Below are 17,007 nucleotides of genomic sequence, written 5' to 3'. Positions count from 1 at the left end.
TAAATATCAATATCTTAATATTTAAAACTGCTTTCTTATAATTACATTTACCCAGATATAGTTACAAAGATATACATGATTTCAGATTTATTCGCCACCAATCGAACATTCAAAATTGGTTCTTTCTACCGTACAACGCGCGCGTTTCAATACGTTCATCATGCCCTGATCATAAATCCCCTGTTTGGTTAAATCGATCCGCCCATCACGCAGAATCTTTTGGTAGGCCACACGATCTTCACGGCTTAGATTCAGAATATATTTGCTTGGAATCTCAGCTTCCATGCGCTTGACCATGGCAAAGCTGCGCGGTAACTGTTTCACAAACCAGTTTCGGGATTGTGCGGCAAAGCTTGCCGGAAACTTTTCCTGACGAATAATCAGATCAGCAGTGACATTAATCACCGGAAAATTAATCATTGCGCCTTGACGGCCTAGTCCTTTCTGTAATTCCAGCGGTTTAAATGCATAAGCCGGTGCAGCGACAATATCCACTTCGCCCTGATTAAACTTGCGAATAAAATTGGAAATTTCCGACATGACCGGTACTGCTTCAATCCGGTCGACCATGATTTTTTGCGCATAGTCATAATGCAGCACGGCAAATTTCTTGCCTTTGACCTGTTCCAGTTTATTTAGAGTACGATCACGAACAAAAATATAGGCTGGGCCAATCTGACCAATACCCGCCACTTCGAATTTTTCTTTGCCAATCTGGGTGATCAGGCGTTTGCTATTGCGTTTATCCAGTACATAGCTGATGGCTTTCATGGCAATGTCATTATTCGGCACGCCGCCAATTGCATCAATCGATCCAGCAAATTTGTTATAAGCCCGGGCACGCATTGAGGTCATATAGAAGGCATCACATTTTCCGGCTTTGACGTCCTGATCGACCTTGGCTTCATCCTGATAAGCGCTTAGCTGAATTTCGGCACCCCAGCCTTTTGCTGCCAGCGCCCATTCCTCCAGCAGTTTGTAAGACTCACCAGATTTCCCCAGTAAATCAAAAACACAGACATTCACTCTGGCTTGAGTTGAAGTCGACACCAAAATGCCCAGTGCCGATAAAATTAAACATCCCTTTTTCATTTTTATTTGACTCTATGATATTTTTTGCTCCATCAGCCTGAACTATAAACCACTGTTCATGCATAAAATAGAGCTTTTACTCAACTTATGCGTCCACCCTAGATCAATTGACAGAGGTGAAAAGCACACTTATTTCAGCAAAAACGGTAAGATTTTTCATTTTCACAGGGCTTTCCTTTAGAATAGGCGCATCTTATTTCTTAGCTTTGATTTCTCAATGATTCAGTTAGACCAGTTATCTATACGTCGCGGTGGACGTGTTTTATTTCAAAAAGCGTCGATGCAGTTACACCCAGGATGGAAAATTGGCCTAACCGGTGTCAATGGTGCTGGAAAATCAACCCTGTTTTCAGCCTTGCTCGGCGGCATGGAATCGGACACCGGTTCGCTGACCCGACCTGCGGTATGGACCGTAGCGCATATGGCTCAGGAAATCAAAGCACTGAATATGAAAGCCATTGATTTCGTCTTGTCGGGCGATGAAGAATACTGGGATATTCAGCAGAAACTCGATCAACCGGATCAACTGGATGATGCAGAACTGGCTCATTTATATGGCCGTTTTGATGAAATTTCAGGTTATTCTGCTCCTGCCAAAGCTTCACAACTGATGGCTGGTCTGGGCTTCTTTGAACATCAATCACAGCTGGATGTTTCAAGTTTTTCCGGTGGCTGGCGTATGCGTTTGAATCTGGCACGTACCCTGATGAGCCGATCAGACTTACTGCTCCTCGATGAACCAACCAACCATCTGGACTTGGACGCAATTCTCTGGCTCGAAGACTGGCTGAAAGCCTATGAAGGTACGCTGGTACTGATTTCGCATGACCGGGACTTCCTCGATGCGATTACCGATCACATTTTACATATCGAAAATCAGGAACTGATTTTATATACCGGTAACTATTCGACTTTTGAGCGCACCCGTAGTGAGCGTTTAGCGCAGCAGCAACAGGCGTATGAAAAGCAGCTGGAAACCCGCGCGCATCTGCAAAAATATATTGACCGTTTTAAAGCGCAAGCGACCAAAGCCAAACAGGCACAGAGCCGGATCAAACAGCTGGAACGAATGCAGGAACTATCTGCAGCCCATGTCGATACGCCATTTACCTTCAGTTTCCGTGAACCGACCAAAATGAGTTCGCCGTTATTGCAACTGGAACATGCCGATATTGGTTATGGCGACAAGCTGATTGTCACCAATGTAAATTTACAGATCACGCCAAACAGCCGGATCGGTTTGCTTGGGATGAATGGTGCCGGTAAATCCACGCTGATTAAATCGCTGGTCGGTGACCTGAAACTGATTCAGGGTCTGCGGAAAGATTCAGAATTACTGAATATTGGTTATTTTGCCCAGCATCAAATGGATGCACTGGATGGTAATGCCAGCCCAATGTTACAGCTGGCACGTATCGCAGATAAAAAAATCAGTGAAGCCAGTCTACGCTCCTTCTTGGGTAGTTTCGGTTTTAGTGGCGAACGTATGGATACGCCAAGCGAAAGCTTCTCAGGCGGTGAACGTGCACGTTTGGCCCTAGCACTGATTGTTTGGCAGCGTCCGAATGTACTGATTCTGGATGAGCCGACCAACCATTTAGACCTGGATATGCGTCATGCACTGACTATGGCTTTACAAGATTTTCAGGGCGCGGTAGTTCTAGTTTCGCATGAACGTCAGCTCATCGCCAGCGTCTGTGATGAACTGCTACTGGTACATAATGGTCAATGCCGTGAGTTTGATGGTGATCTTACTGCCTATGCTGACTGGTTACGCCAAGCCCGTATTGAGATGATTAAAAATGGGCAAAAGCCAGCAGAACCGGTGAAATCCCAAGTCGAAGTCAAACCGACTATTTCCAAACTGGACAAGGAAGCACAACGTAAGGAAGCTGCTCGCCAGCGGGAACTAAGTCGTCCGATTCGCAAGAATATTGAAAAATGCGAAGCACAGATGGCCAAACTACAGCCGCGACTGATTGAAATTGAAAACCTGCTGGGTGACAGTGCTTTATACGAAGCATCACGTAAAAATGATTTGCTGAAACTGATGAATGAGCAAACCGAGCTAAAAGCCAAACTGGAAACAGCCGAAGAGCAAATGCTAGAACTGATGATGGAACTGGAAAGTCTGGAACAGACGTTCTAAAGCTCTTTTAGTAAGATTTAAGATAAGAGATGAATGACCAACGTTGTTCATCTCTTTTTTATTCACTATTTTTAATGTTTTCTCTTCCATTTTCCCCCCTGTATTTTTTCATCTACGTCTAGATGTTTCTTTAATTCTGTTCTTTTCTATTCATTCGACACATAAGGTCATGAATTACACAAACCCTATATAAGTTTATTTTTTAAACAGTTGGATGCCTTATTTCATACATTAATTTACAGCGCGCTGTTTCATCCTAAGGCTCTAATACAAGTGTTTTTTAATTTTTGGCAGTCTTGCTACGAGTCTGTTTAATGTTGAACTAGAGAGAGGAAATCCGCATGCGTGCTCTTACCTATCATGGTGCTCGGGATGTACGAGTTGAATCCGTTCCAGATCCAGTGATTCAGGAACCAGATGACGTTATTTTAAGGGTGACAGCCACCGCCATCTGTGGCTCAGATCTGCATTTATACCGGGGGAAAATTCCGGCCACTGAAGACGGTGATATTTTCGGCCATGAATTTATGGGAATTGTAGAAGAAGTCGGCCCAGAAGTAACCGAAGTCAAAAAAGGTGACCGGGTGATTATTCCCTTTGTCATTGCATGCGGTCACTGTTTTTTCTGTGAACATGAACTCATGGCTGCCTGTGAAAATACCAATACCGGCCGTGGTGCAATTCTCAATAAAAAACAGATCCCACCAGGGGCAGCTTTATTTGGCTTTAGCCATCTGTATGGTGGTGTGCCGGGTGGTCAGGCAGAATATGTGCGGATTCCCAAGGGCAATGTCGGACCATTTAAAGTGCCAGGTTCCCTGCCTGATGAAAAAGTATTATTCCTGACTGATATTCTGCCAACCGCCTGGCAAGCAGTGAATAATGCCCAAGTCAGTCGAGGTTCCAGTGTCGCCATTTATGGCGCTGGCCCGGTGGGTCTGCTGGCTGCTGCCTGTGCACGGATGCTGGGTGCCGAGCAGATCTTTATGGTCGATCACCATCCTTACCGTTTGCGTTTCGCGCATCAAACCTATGGAGTAATTCCGGTCAATTTTGATGAAGTCGATGCCGCTGAATTTATCATTCAAAATACCACGGGTTATCGTGGAGTTGATGCCGTCATTGATGCGGTCGGTTTTGAAGCCAAAGGCAGCATGCTGGAAACCGTAATGACCAACCTGAAATTAGAAGGTTCGAGTGGTTCAGCGCTAAGACAATGTATTGCAGCGGTCCGCCGCGGCGGTGTGGTGAGTGTACCTGGAGTTTATGCTGGTCCAATTCATGGCTTCCTGTTTGGTGATGCCTTTGACAAAGGTTTAACCTTTAAAATGGGACAAACCCATGTGCATAACTACTTGCCGCAGTTGCTAGAACATATTGAAAATGGAGATCTGTCTCCAGATCTGATTATTACCCATCGCATGAAACTGGAAGATGCTGCGGAAGGTTACCGTATTTTTGATAAAAAGGAAGAAGACTGTCGTAAAGTCATTCTAACACCATAAATATGATTAAAAAAAAGCGCCGTCAGGCGCTTTTTTATTTTTTATCGTCATTTTATCAATCCTCTTTTTCTTTTTCCTAATCAATATCATTTCAGCGATTCCCTCCCTCTTTTCTATCGAGTAATAAAAGAAATGCCCGATTTTCAATAATGAAATCAAGAAATAACTCAAAAATGAGAAATAAAAAAGTTAAGCAAAAATCGATAAAAGTATGATTTTAAATAAAAATGAAAGTTCACTTGATTATTAAATCAATTATGTAGTTTAGCTACATCTTGAGTTTTTAGTTAACAATATGTTCCACGGTAATGATTAGAGAAACTACACTATATTTACAAGTATTTAATTTATAATATTTTTTTATTTTAAAGCCAATCCAAGGAATAGTCTGGTCATACTAGCAATATATCGCCAAATCTAGCTTTAAATTTAAAATGCTATTTTAAATTTAAAAACACTTATCCACAAGATAATCGATTTCAAATTTGAATTTAAAATAAAGAATTAATACGTGGATTAAAGCTTGCGGAAAAATACTATCTTATTCACATAAAAATTATGGATAACTTTAGAGTTATCCACCATCTCTGATCAGGCTTTCTAGATGCTTGAAGCAATATTATTCACGTATTATTTAGCGTATTAGACCAAGTTTCTTATAAGCTATTGAAAATTTAAAATTTAGTTTTAGCAGCTTTTTATTTATTTTTGAGATATTGGATCTTCTGAATAGGCGATTTATTATTTTTTAGTCGAATCCACCTAAAGTATTCGATCTATTTTTATTACACGCATCTTTAAATACCACTTTGACTGATCCAGTTTTCACCTAGTGTCGTGAACTGCATGCAAACTTCTCATCGTATAAAGAACGTCTTTCTACCTCACTTTCCTATTCAAAAATTATTTTAGAAGTTCTGATGCAGATCATTTTTATAACGATAGATTCACTCCAGATTTCAGGTATTCTCCCGAGTTGGTAATCTCTATACATAAACCCTTTCTTAGAGTCGATTTGGCTTACTCAACTTGGCTTTTTAAAACCTAAATGAACCCGTTCCATATCTAAAAATCGGTCCAAAATTACTTTATTTTGCCTAGCTCACAGGATATGAGTAAAAAAATTGGTCTAAAAAAAGCGCCTCGAAAGGCGCTTTTTTATATCTGATTTTATCCTGAAGGGTTATGCATCAATATCTGCATTCAAGGCATTTTCTTCAATGAAAGCACGACGTGGTTCTACGTCATCGCCCATCAAGCAAGAGAACATACGATCCGCTTCAATCGCATCGGTAACTGTCACTTGCAGCATGTTACGGTTGTCTGGATCCATGGTGGTTTCCCATAACTGTTCCGCATTCATCTCGCCCAGACCTTTATAGCGCTGGATCATCATGCCACGACGTGAGTCCTGCAAGATATGTTGCCAAACCTGATGGAAATTGCTGACCTGAATCTTGCGATCGCCTTTTTGCAAATATGCACCATCTTCAAGCAGACTAAACCAGCTCTTTGAATTCTTTAATAAACGTGCATATTCACTTGAACCTAACAGTACTGAGTCTAACAGGTAGCTATGTGGCAAGTTATGTACATAGATCGTGATACGTGGCAACCAGCTTGCAGTTTTTTGACCATCTGCCAGTTCTTTTTCAAAACGCTCCAGGGTTAATTCTGGACGTAATGTTGGCTGAATGGCTTCAATCGCTGCACGCAGATTCTCACCCCATGTTTCCACATAGGTTTTGTCTTCCAGCTGATCCAGCTTAAAACCTTCCAGTGAAAGTAGTGCATCAAGCAGACTCGCAGGATAACGCTGGGTCAAACGTGCCAAGCTCTTCTGGGAAGTCTGATAATCAGCAATCACATTCGCCAGTGCTTCACCACGAATCGCAGGCGCTTCTGCACTGATATGCAGTTCCAGCTCATCAATCGCATTCGAAATTAGGTAAGTTTCCAGTGCATCATTGTCCTTGATGTACTGTTCCTGCTTGCCTTTTTTCAGCTTGTACAGTGGTGGCTGGGCAATATAGATATGACCACGTTCCACAAGTTCTGGCATTTGACGGAAGAAGAAGGTCAACAGCAGCGTACGGATGTGTGAACCATCGACGTCAGCATCGGTCATGATGATGATTTTATGATAACGCAGTTTGTCCGGATTATATTCCTCACGACCAATACCACAGCCGAGTGCGGTAATCAGCGTACCAACTTCAGCAGAGGAAATCATGCGGTCAAAACGGGCACGTTCCACGTTAAGGATCTTACCTTTCAGCGGTAAAATCGCCTGCATTTTACGGTTACGACCTTGCTTGGCTGAACCACCTGCAGAATCACCCTCGACCAGGTACAGTTCAGACAAAGCTGGATCTTTTTCCTGACAATCGGCCAGTTTACCTGGAAGACCGGCAATATCCAGCGCACTCTTACGACGTGTCATTTCACGTGCTTTACGCGCTGCATCACGCGCACGTGCTGCATCAATGATCTTGCCAGCAATCGCTTTGGCTGCTTGTGGATTTTCCAATAAATATTCAGAAAATGCCTTGTTCATGGCCTGTTCAACAGCGGTTTTTACTTCACTCGATACCAGTTTTTCTTTGGTCTGTGAAGAGAATTTTGGATCAGGTACTTTGACTGACACGATGGCAGTCAGGCCTTCACGCGCATCATCACCCGATACCGCAACTTTTTCCTTTTTCAGGATATTTTCGCTGTCCATGTAGTTGTTTAAACCACGGGTCAACGCAGCACGGAAACCAGCCAAATGCGTACCACCATCCTTTTGCGGGATGTTGTTGGTAAAGCAACGTACATTTTCCTGATAAGAATCATTCCACTGCAATGCGACTTCTACCGTAATACCGTTATCGGCCTGTGCAGCAGTGAAATGGAAAATATCATTCAGGTGAGTTTTGCCTTCGTTAATATATTTAACGAACTCAGACAGACCACCTTCATAATCAAAGACATGCTCGGCATTAATGCGTTCGTCACGCAGCACAATACGCACACCTGCGTTCAGGAACGACAGTTCACGCAAACGACGCGCCAAAATATCAACATTAAAAATGGTCTGACTAAACGTCTCGGCACTTGGCCAGAAACGGACACGAGTACCGGTTCTATCGGTATCGCCTACTACTTTTAATGGATATTGAGAATCGCCATGACGGTATTCTTGTTCATGAATTTTACCGGCACGGTGAATGGTCAATTCGAGTTTTTCAGACAGTGCGTTGACTACGGAAACACCGACACCATGCAGACCGCCAGACACTTTATAACTGTTGTCGTCGAACTTACCACCGGCATGCAGAATGGTTAAAATCACCTCTGCTGCAGACACACCTTCTTCAGGGTGAATGTCGGTCGGAATACCACGACCATTATCAGAAACTGAAACCGATTCATCTTCATGGATCGTCACTATAATTTCATCACAGTGGCCTGCCAAGGCTTCATCAATCGAGTTGTCGACTACTTCAAACACCATGTGGTGCAGGCCCGTACCATCGTCTGTATCACCAATGTACATGCCCGGACGCTTACGGACTGCGTCTAAACCACGTAATACCTTGATGCTAGAGGAATCATAAGCCTTTTCAATGGTTTGTTCTGTTTGAGAAGCAGCTTGATCTTCTGAACTCATGGTTTCTCCCTAGTGAAAAATAGGTCTATCCAAAGATGGGTAAAACTCAAAAAATATTATTGCACAACTTGAACTGTACCGTTTTCAACACTGAATAACTGATATGAGATAGACAAATCATGTAAGTGCTTTTGTACTGATTCATGGTCTAAGGTGGTAATAAAAACTTGACTACCAAGTTGGCTCAATCGCTCAATTAAACGTTGTTGTGCGGTTAAATCTAATTCTGCTGTCACATCATCTAATAATACCACAGTTTCCTTATTACAAGAATGTAGCATTGCGATTTGCGACAGTTTTAGTGCGATCATCAGCAGCTTTTTCTGCCCGCGCGACAGGATCACATCAGCATCCCCCATCGGGGTCTTTAAACGCAAATCTGCGCGATGTGGGCCATATTCGGTATAGCGTCGCTCACAGTCTTTTTCATGCTGGTTGGTCAGATCATTTAGCAGGCCGGTTTCACTATGAAAGCCCGGACTGTATTCCAGACTGACTTGCAATTCAGGTAATAACTGTTTCAGATCATCTTCAAAAAATGGCTTCCATTGTTCCACAATCCCGACACGTTGCGAGTGCAGGATTTCACCATATTCACTCAGCATCTGGTTCCACGGTTCCAGATCAGACAGACTGAGAAAGCGTTTGCTTTTGAGCAGACTATTTCGCTGTTTCAGCGCACGAGAATAATATTGCCAGGCATGATAAAACTCTGGTTCCACGTGGAACATTAACCAGTCAAGGAGTTGGCGTCGTGGTTTAGCACCATGATCGATAATATCGGTGCTTTGCGGATCAATCAGCTGCAAGGGCAACAGTTTGGCCAGCTGTCCCTGGGTTGCGACCAGATCACCATTGACCTTGATCAGTTGCTCCCCGCTGGCCATTTTTTGCATGCCAATTTTTTCAGTCGCAGACTGTGCAAATACAATCGCATCCTGCGCGCCATGCTGGATATAATTTTTGGGAATATGAGTACGGAAGGAACGACCGGCAGCCAGTAAATGAATCGCCTCTAAAATCGAGGTTTTACCTGAACCATTTTGCCCATAAAAAACATTAAACGGCTGCAATCCGTGGAGAGCAACCGTCTTTAAATTCCGCACACGCTCAATATGTAAACGCGTAATATGCATGTCTTATATGAATATCAGAAGCCGCGGCTTAAACACGCATCGGCATGACGACATAAGTCTGATCAGTATGCGCCGGGTCTTGTACTAAGACAGACTGATTCGCTTCAGTCATAGTCATTGATACATCATCGCCATCCAGCACACCGAGGACTTCAATCAGATACTGCGCATTGAAGGACATTTCTAGCGGTGAATCGGCATATTGAATCGCCAGGTCTTCAATCGCTTCATCCTGCTCCGGGTTATTGGCACGAAGTTGCAAAGAATCAGCATTGAAGTTCAGAAACACACCGCGAAGTTTTTCATTACTTAAAATCGCCACACGCTGCAAAGACTGCTTGAACACGTCATGTGCGATCATCACGACTTTGTCGCCCCCACGTGGAATCACACGGCGGTAGTCCGGGAACTTACCATCAATCAGCTTGGTAGTGAAACGCACGGTAATGTTCGCCTGTTCCTTGTCACGGCTTGGCATATTGATGGTCACATTGAGCAGTTCACGACCAATCAATAGAGATAATTGCTCATCTTCAACGCTGAGCAGGCGCTGTAATTCTGCAACGGCCTTACGTGGCACAATTGCCTGAATCGGCTGTGCTGCAGTGGATTGTGCTGCTGTTTCACACAGTGCTAGGCGGTGGCCATCGGTGGTCACAGCACGTAGCTGATTGGCATCAATTTCAAGCAAAGTACCGGTCAGGTAAAAACGCACATCCTGAACTGCCATGGCAAAGGCGGTTTTTTCGAACAGGCGTTTAAGTTCACGCTGTGTCACCGTCACTTGCGTGCCTTGGGTGTTTTCAGTGTTCAGTAATGGATAATCATCAGCAGGCAAGGTACCCAGTACAAAACGGCTGTTGCCTGATTTAAGGATGCAGCGCTGATCTTCAGTAATATGCAAATCCACCAATGCCGCTGAAGGAAGTGACTTACAGATATCAATCAGCTTACGTGCAGGAACTGTGGTCTCGCCTTCCTGCAAACATGCACCTTCAGCCAGTGCTGTACTCGCCACCAGTTCGACTTCCAGGTCGGAACCGGTCACGGTCAATGCTTGCGTAGTCACCTGAATTTTCAGGTTAGACAGGATATTCAAGGTATGGCGACGTTCAACCGCTCCTACGACATGTGAGAGAACATTCAGTAAGCTTTCTTTCGCGATTTTTAAACGCACGGTGCATTCCTCTAAAGCTGAAGATTAATATAGAAAAAGTGATTTTTTTGACGGTTTACTATGCGGCAAAAGCAGCCGCATAGCAAGAATAGAATTTGAGCGATTTAGGTCAACTTTGCAACAGACGTTGCAGGTTTTTATAGTCTTCGTTAAAGATCGGATCTTCTTCACGCAGGCTTTGTACTTTCTCGCAAGCATGCATCACGGTACTGTGATCACGACCGCCAAAAGCCATGCCAATTTCCGGAAAACTGTCGCCGGTTAATTCACGTGCCAGACCCATCGCCAGTTGACGTGGACGGGCATAAATCCGGGTACGTTTTGGACCGACCAGTTCTTTCAGCGGAATCCGGAAATATTCACTGACCACTCGCTGAATATTTTCAGTACTGATGGTACGGGCACGAATTGCCAGCACATCTTTTAAAGATTCACGCACCACATCCAGATCAATTGGCGTGCCTTTAAAACGTGAAATCGCCACCACTTTGTTCAGCGCACCTTCCAGCTCACGCACGTTAGCCACCACCTGCTGGGCAATAAACAGCGCACAGTTACGTGGTAAATCGACCTGGTTGCTTTCTGCTTTTTTCAGCAGAATTTCAATTCGGGTTTCAATATCTGGCGGTTCAACCCCGACCGACAACCCCCAGGAAAAACGTGAAACCAGACGTGGATCCAGCTCTGTCAGCTCTTTAGGATAACGATCCGAAGTCAAAATAATTTGCTTGGACTCATCCAGAAGTGCGTTAAAGGTGTAGAAAAATTCGACCAGACTGGCCTCTTTACCGGCCAGCAAGTGAATATCATCGACCAGTAACAGATCCAGAGAACGGCAGTTTTTCTTAAACTCTTCGACTTTACCCTGCTGCAACGAGCTGACAAAGTCCTGTACAAAACTTTCTGCGGTCATGTACATGACGCGTGCATTCGGTTTGGCCTGCAACAATGCATTACCGACCGCCTGCATCAAGTGGGTTTTACCCAGACCGGTCGGACCATATAAAAATAAGGGGTTGTGCTGTGAAGCACCCAGCTGGGTCAGTACCTTGCGACAGGTTTCTGCCGCCATCTGGTTAGATCGGCCTTCCACAAACAGCGAGAAGGTAAACAATGGATTCAACTGACGTCTACGGCTATTTTTGCCGCTGTCTTCTTTTTCTTTCTTCGGCTTCGGCACTGGCATCGGTGTCGAGGTCAATGCCGCAGTCGTGGTCGCCGGTTGTTCACTGGCAGATAAAATCGCCCCTGGACGTGAATCGACCAAAATCTCGACCTTGCGTACCCGTCCTTCAGACAACTGTTCTGCCAGAATCGTAATCAGTTCCAGATGATGTTCCTGAATGTAACGCGTCCAGTAAGGATTAGGTGCATACAAACGCAAGCTGTCTTCCAGCTCTTCTGCAACCAATGGGCGAATCCACATTGTAAAGACATTTCCAGAGAGCTCTTGTCGCAGGCGATTTAAGCAGTCCGTCCAAAGCATGTGAATCCCCTATTCATTCCATTGTTCATTCAAAAAAGATGACCGCGACCAAAAGCGGGTCGCCATTCTAACCAAGTTATCCACATCTGTCATGGCAATCTCTACAAAAACTGTGCAAAAAGAAATCACCCTGCATAAATTTAAATTTAAAACCCAGTGTGGATAAGTTTATCCGCAAGCTGTGGATAAAATATACCATAAAGTTATCCACAAAGTATAAAATTAATAGAAACAGTTTTATCCACAACATAAGTTTATGTTTAATTAAATAAAAAGTGGCTTATCCATAGAAAAAGTGCTCCCTAATAGTAATAAATTTAAATTTATAAATTTGAATTTATTTATAAGATCACTGTTTTTTGTGGATAACTCAAAAAACTTCAAATTTAAATTCAAAACTACAGGTTAAATTTAAACTCTGGATAACATGTGGATAACTTTGTTGATAGAGTTGTTTATAACTTATATATATTTATATAACAATAACTTAATTTGTGATTAACTTGAATTGAACTATTTTTTATTAAGTTCTCCGAAAAAACAGGGGCTTTATCTTTTTTGATCTTATTTGAAAAGAAAACTGCTTTTGCATTGACAGCTCAAGCAATGAGCACTAAAATCGCGGACCTTCATAGAAAGATCATTTTTTGGAGTTTCAATATGAAACGTACATTCCAACCGTCTGAATTAAAGCGTAAGCGTGTTCATGGTTTCCGTGCTCGTATGGCTACTAAAGCTGGTCGTCAAGTATTAGCTCGCCGTCGTGCAAAAGGTCGTCATAGCTTAACTGTTTAATCAGTTACGCTAAGACGATTTTGGGTGTTATGACAAAACTTTATAGTTTTGGCACAGAGTTGCGATTACGCTGTGCTGCCGATTATAAAGGTGTCTTTGATGGTGCGCTTTTTAAAGTGCATCAACCCCATTTCTTATTTCTTGCAAAACATTCCGAACTGCCAAATAGCCGTTTGGGTTTAGTTGTTGCCAAGAAGAAAGTGCGACGCGCACACGAAAGAAATCGAGTAAAACGACTTGCTCGCGAAAGTTTTCGCCTGCATCAACAGCAATTAGATGACTTAGACATTGTAATTATGCCGAAAATGGGTGTTGAAGCAGTGCCTAATGCAGAATTGCACCAGCAATTACAATTTGCCTGGCAGAAACTTAACCGTCTTGCCAAAAAGCATTCAAAAATAGCCCCCTCCCCACAAAAGTAGAGTTGGCCAATGGTACGTTTACTGCATTGGTTGATCCGTTTCTATCAGATTGCGATTAGTCCTCTTCTTGGACCGCGCTGTCGTTATATTCCAACTTGTTCTCAATATTCCTTGGAAGCAGTCCAGATGCATGGCGCTGGGCGTGGAGTGTGGCTGGCTACTAAGCGTATTTGCCGTTGTCATCCGTGGGGGGGCTGGGGATATGATCCTGTTCCCTCAAAAGCGATTCGTTTTATTTCATTTCAGCAAATAGATTCTCAAACGCTTCACGTTGCTGTACCCTTTCGTGATCGTTTATTGAACCAAAATCACTCTCACCACTTGGGGTAATACATATGCAACAATGGGCCAGGATTGCAATTCTCGGAGCCATGTTTGTTGTCGCATATTTGCTCATTTTGGCGTGGCAAAAAGATTATGGAAATGCTGAAACAAAACCGCAGCAGGAAACTGCTGTTGTTTCGCATGACGTATCTGCAGATTTGCCAAATGGTCAGACGGCTACAGTTGCCTCTGATCTGCCACAAGCAAATGTGCCAGCACAGCAAGCCACGGATGCCACAGCACCTGTAAGTCAGCAGCTTATTTCAGTACAAACTGACCTTTATCACCTTTGGATCAATCCTAAGGGTGGTGATATTGTTCGTATTGAATTACTCAATCATGACAAGAACAAAGACAGCGATGAACCGTTCGTGATGCTGGAAAGCGATGCGAAACGTACTTATGTCGCCCAGTCTGGCCTGATCGGTCTGAATGGACCGGACAGCAGCCGTAACGGCCGTCCAATGTATGAGCTGGAAAAAACGGCTTATACTCTGGCAGATGCGAAAACAGTCAAATCCAAAGATGGTGAAAACCTGAAAGTATTGTCTGTACCGCTAGTGTTTAAAACCGCTGACGGGATCGAGATTATCAAGACCTTCAATTTCACTGAAGGTGAATATCCGGTCGTGGTAAATCACAAAGTGGTTAACCGCAGTGGCCAGACTTGGCAAGGTCAGATGTTCGGTCAGATCAAACGGGATAACTCGGAAGATCCAGGCAAATCTGATCAGGGGATCTTCACGCTGGGAACATTCCTCGGCGGTGCATGGGGTACCCCGGACGAGCAGTACAACAAGCTTAAATTCGACAACTTTGTTGAAGAAAAAGTCAGTACTGAAGCGACAGGTGGTTGGGTGGCAATGGTACAGCACTACTTTGTTAGTGCATGGGTTCCAGGTCAGCTGAAGTTGACTCAAGGCAATGGCGAAGCTTATAGCGCCAAGCTTGAATCACGTAAATCAACCGATAACATGAACATCATCGGTTTTACCTCACCGACGTTCAATGTGCCTGCAGGTACAGTGGCTGAAATTGATGCGACTTTCTATTCAGGTCCAAAAATCCAGTCAGAACTGAAAGATTTGGCTGCGGGTTTAAACCAGACCGTTGATTATGGCTGGTTATGGCCAATTGCGAAATTACTGTTTGTCGGTCTTGAATTCTTCCATGGTCTGGTGGGTAACTGGGGCTGGGCAATTATTCTGTTGACTATCTTGGTAAAAGTAATCCTGTGGCCATTGTCGTCGAAGAGCTATCGCTCGATGGCGAAAATGCGTGTGATTGCGCCAGAAATGCAACGCATGAAAGAAGAGTTCGGTGAAGATCGCATGCGCTTCTCTCAAGAAATGATGGCATTATACAAACGTGAACAGGTCAATCCGCTTGCCGGCTGTTTACCACTGTTATTACAAATGCCGATTTTCCTGGCCTTGTACTGGGTATTGATGGAATCTGTGGAACTGCGTCATGCGCCATGGATGCTGTGGATTCAGGATTTGTCTTCAATGGATCCTTGGTTCATTCTGCCGTTGTTGATGGGCTTGACGATGTATATCCAACAGTCGTTAAATCCACAACCAACTGATCCAATGCAGGCGAAAGTCTTCAAGTTTATGCCGATCATCTTTACCGTATTCTTGTTGTTCTTCCCGGCAGGCTTGGTTCTGTACTGGATCGTCAACAACTTGATCACGATTCTGCAACAAACTTTGATTAACAAGTCTGTTGCCAAAGATCGCGCGAAACGTGATGAGGCTACTCCAGTCAACTAAGTTGTACGGATAGGCTGAATAAATCCGCTTAAGATGGTAATCTTAGGCGGATTTTTTTGGCTGTACTTTTGAGTCTTTGCAGGTGAATTTTATGCTCAACCGAACCACAACTATTGCTGCGATTGCAACTCCACCAGGACGTGGCGGCGTTGGGGTGATTCGCCTGTCAGGTCCGAAATCCTATGAAATTGCCCAGCAACTGACGCAAAAAGAGTTGCCCAAAGCCCGTTTTGCCGGTTTCCGCCAGTTCTACGATGCAGCAGGTGAAGTCATGGATGAAGGACTGGCGATTTGCTTCCCGAATCCAAACTCGTTTACCGGTGAAGATGTAGTGGAGCTACAAGGTCATGGCGGTCCGGTGATTCAGAATGCCCTGCTTGGCCGTTTGCTGGAACTGGGCGCCACTGCAGCCAAAGCGGGTGAATTCTCGATGCGTGCCTTTGAAAATGGCAAGCTGGATCTGGTGCAGGCTGAAGCAATTGCCGACCTGATTGATGCAACTTCGCAAGCGGCTGCACGTTCTGCGGTGCGTTCACTGCAAGGAGCTTTCTCGACCAAAGTCAATGCAGTCCTTGAGCAGCTGATTCATCTGCGTCTGCATGTGGAAGCCGCGATTGATTTTCCGGAAGAAGAAATCGACTTTCTGGCAGATGGCAAGATTTTAAATCTGCTGGATGGCGTATCCAGTGCAGTCACTCAAGTCCAGCAATCCGCACGCCAAGGACAGCTTCTACGTGAAGGCTTGCAAGTCGTAATTGCAGGTAAACCGAATGCCGGTAAATCCTCTCTACTGAATGCGCTGGCCGGAATTGAACGCGCGATTGTGACCGATATTGCTGGCACCACCCGTGATGTGCTGCATGAGAAAATCACCTTAAATGGCTTACCGATTACCCTGACCGATACGGCTGGTCTGCGTGAAACCGGTGATATCGTGGAAAAGGAAGGGATTCGCCGCGCGATTAAGGAAATTGAACAGGCAGATTTATTACTGTTGGTTTATGACTTAAGCCAGGGTGAAGATCCGCTACAACTCGCCCAAGAATATTTTGCCGAACATATCGAGCCAAAACGTTTGATGCTGATTGGCAATAAATGCGACCTGACCGGTGCTGAAGCCGTGATTGGCGATTTAAATGGTTTCCGGCATATCGCAGTCTCTGCCAAGCAGGAAACCGGTGTTCAAGCGCTCATAGAGGCGATTACAGCGCATGCAGGCTTCCAGCCTGAGGAAGACACCTTTATCGCACGTACCCGTCATTTAGACGCAATGAAGCGCACTCAGCTCTATCTGGCTGAAGCGCGTGAGCAACTGGTGGTGTATAACGCCGGTGAACTGGTAGCGGAATCCTTACGTCTGGCGCAAAATGCTTTGGGTGAGATCACGGGTGATTTCAGTGCAGATGACCTGCTGGGCAAGATCTTCGGTTCATTTTGTATTGGTAAATAATTATTTAATAAAACATCAAAAAAGCCCTCAACTGAGGGCTT

12 protein-coding genes are annotated in these 17,007 nt (G+C 44.3%); 7 read left to right on the top strand and 5 right to left on the bottom strand.

Translation table 11 applies throughout. The features are described from left to right. Positions 1 to 87: 87 nt before the first annotated feature. Positions 88 to 1,092: a putative solute-binding protein gene (locus tag NI455_RS12370; RefSeq protein WP_005094847.1), complete on the bottom strand. Its 1,005-nt coding sequence runs from the start codon at positions 1,090 to 1,092 to the stop codon at positions 88 to 90. Between the two features lie 217 nt (positions 1,093 to 1,309). Between NI455_RS12370 and NI455_RS12365 the strand changes: the two genes are divergently transcribed. Both NI455_RS12365 and NI455_RS12360 read left to right on the top strand, forming a co-directional pair. After that, positions 1,310 to 3,241 (top strand): ATP-binding cassette domain-containing protein, encoded by a 1,932-nt coding sequence (locus tag NI455_RS12365; protein ID WP_004281940.1) that lies wholly within the window; start codon positions 1,310 to 1,312, stop codon positions 3,239 to 3,241. Between the two features lie 341 nt (positions 3,242 to 3,582). Then, on the top strand, positions 3,583 to 4,746 hold the full coding sequence (locus NI455_RS12360) for a zinc-dependent alcohol dehydrogenase (RefSeq protein ID WP_253114437.1): 1,164 nt from the start codon (positions 3,583 to 3,585) through the stop codon (positions 4,744 to 4,746). A 1,183-nt stretch (positions 4,747 to 5,929) separates the two neighbouring features. On the opposite strand, the gene gyrB is transcribed toward NI455_RS12360, so the two are convergent. From gyrB to dnaA, 4 genes are all read right to left on the bottom strand, one after another. Continuing rightward, positions 5,930 to 8,401 carry a DNA topoisomerase (ATP-hydrolyzing) subunit B gene (gene gyrB, locus NI455_RS12355; RefSeq protein ID WP_148335201.1) on the bottom strand — a complete coding sequence of 824 codons (2,472 nt, stop codon included), beginning with the start codon at positions 8,399 to 8,401 and terminating at the stop codon, positions 5,930 to 5,932. Between the two features lie 56 nt (positions 8,402 to 8,457). Continuing rightward, entirely contained in the window at positions 8,458 to 9,537 is a 1,080-nt protein-coding gene (gene recF, locus NI455_RS12350) for a DNA replication/repair protein RecF (protein ID WP_114541696.1), read from the bottom strand. Between the two features lie 28 nt (positions 9,538 to 9,565). Further along, positions 9,566 to 10,714 (bottom strand): DNA polymerase III subunit beta, encoded by a 1,149-nt coding sequence (gene dnaN / locus NI455_RS12345; protein ID WP_004647129.1) that lies wholly within the window; start codon positions 10,712 to 10,714, stop codon positions 9,566 to 9,568. 109 nt (positions 10,715 to 10,823) lie between these two features. After that, positions 10,824 to 12,200 (bottom strand): chromosomal replication initiator protein DnaA, encoded by a 1,377-nt coding sequence (gene dnaA, locus NI455_RS12340; RefSeq protein ID WP_004281934.1) that lies wholly within the window; start codon positions 12,198 to 12,200, stop codon positions 10,824 to 10,826. A gap of 660 nt (positions 12,201 to 12,860) precedes the next feature. Between dnaA and rpmH the strand changes: the two genes are divergently transcribed. The 5 genes from rpmH (at position 12,861) to mnmE (ending at position 16,966) form a co-directional block, all read left to right on the top strand. After that, positions 12,861 to 12,995: a 50S ribosomal protein L34 gene (gene rpmH, locus NI455_RS12335; RefSeq protein ID WP_000831329.1), complete on the top strand. Its 135-nt coding sequence runs from the start codon at positions 12,861 to 12,863 to the stop codon at positions 12,993 to 12,995. Positions 12,996 to 13,024: 29 nt separating this feature from the next. Then, positions 13,025 to 13,417, top strand: a complete 393-nt coding sequence (gene rnpA, locus NI455_RS12330; RefSeq protein ID WP_004281932.1) for a ribonuclease P protein component — start codon at positions 13,025 to 13,027, stop codon at positions 13,415 to 13,417. A gap of 9 nt (positions 13,418 to 13,426) precedes the next feature. Further along, positions 13,427 to 13,747, top strand: a complete 321-nt coding sequence (gene yidD, locus NI455_RS12325; RefSeq protein WP_005245550.1) for a membrane protein insertion efficiency factor YidD — start codon at positions 13,427 to 13,429, stop codon at positions 13,745 to 13,747. A 5-nt stretch (positions 13,748 to 13,752) separates the two neighbouring features. Next, positions 13,753 to 15,516 (top strand): membrane protein insertase YidC, encoded by a 1,764-nt coding sequence (gene yidC, locus NI455_RS12320; RefSeq protein ID WP_005245552.1) that lies wholly within the window; start codon positions 13,753 to 13,755, stop codon positions 15,514 to 15,516. 91 nt (positions 15,517 to 15,607) lie between these two features. Further along, on the top strand, positions 15,608 to 16,966 hold the full coding sequence (mnmE, locus tag NI455_RS12315) for a tRNA uridine-5-carboxymethylaminomethyl(34) synthesis GTPase MnmE (protein ID WP_004647130.1): 1,359 nt from the start codon (positions 15,608 to 15,610) through the stop codon (positions 16,964 to 16,966). Positions 16,967 to 17,007 lie beyond the last annotated feature (41 nt).

This window comes from Acinetobacter lwoffii (genome assembly GCF_024129435.1).
In the GTDB taxonomy this organism is placed as follows: domain Bacteria; phylum Pseudomonadota; class Gammaproteobacteria; order Pseudomonadales; family Moraxellaceae; genus Acinetobacter; species Acinetobacter lwoffii_F.
Note: the sequence above shows the minus strand (reverse complement) of the source record. Positions and strands in the feature narration are given on the sequence as shown.

What these genes read in the sequence shown, in the direction of transcription:
- NI455_RS12370 (WP_005094847.1), bottom strand. Translation starts at nt 1,092, where the DNA reads ATGAAAAAGGGATGTTTAATTTTATCGGCACTGGGCATTTTGGTGTCG.
- NI455_RS12365 (WP_004281940.1), top strand. Translation starts at nt 1,310, where the DNA reads ATGATTCAGTTAGACCAGTTATCTATACGTCGCGGTGGACGTGTTTTA.
- NI455_RS12360 (WP_253114437.1), top strand. Translation starts at nt 3,583, where the DNA reads ATGCGTGCTCTTACCTATCATGGTGCTCGGGATGTACGAGTTGAATCC.
- gyrB (WP_148335201.1), bottom strand. Translation starts at nt 8,401, where the DNA reads ATGAGTTCAGAAGATCAAGCTGCTTCTCAAACAGAACAAACCATTGAA.
- recF (WP_114541696.1), bottom strand. Translation starts at nt 9,537, where the DNA reads ATGCATATTACGCGTTTACATATTGAGCGTGTGCGGAATTTAAAGACG.
- dnaA (WP_004281934.1), bottom strand. Translation starts at nt 12,200, where the DNA reads ATGCTTTGGACGGACTGCTTAAATCGCCTGCGACAAGAGCTCTCTGGA.
- rpmH (WP_000831329.1), top strand. Translation starts at nt 12,861, where the DNA reads ATGAAACGTACATTCCAACCGTCTGAATTAAAGCGTAAGCGTGTTCAT.
- rnpA (WP_004281932.1), top strand. Translation starts at nt 13,025, where the DNA reads ATGACAAAACTTTATAGTTTTGGCACAGAGTTGCGATTACGCTGTGCT.
- yidD (WP_005245550.1), top strand. Translation starts at nt 13,427, where the DNA reads ATGGTACGTTTACTGCATTGGTTGATCCGTTTCTATCAGATTGCGATT.
- yidC (WP_005245552.1), top strand. Translation starts at nt 13,753, where the DNA reads ATGCAACAATGGGCCAGGATTGCAATTCTCGGAGCCATGTTTGTTGTC.
- mnmE (WP_004647130.1), top strand. Translation starts at nt 15,608, where the DNA reads ATGCTCAACCGAACCACAACTATTGCTGCGATTGCAACTCCACCAGGA.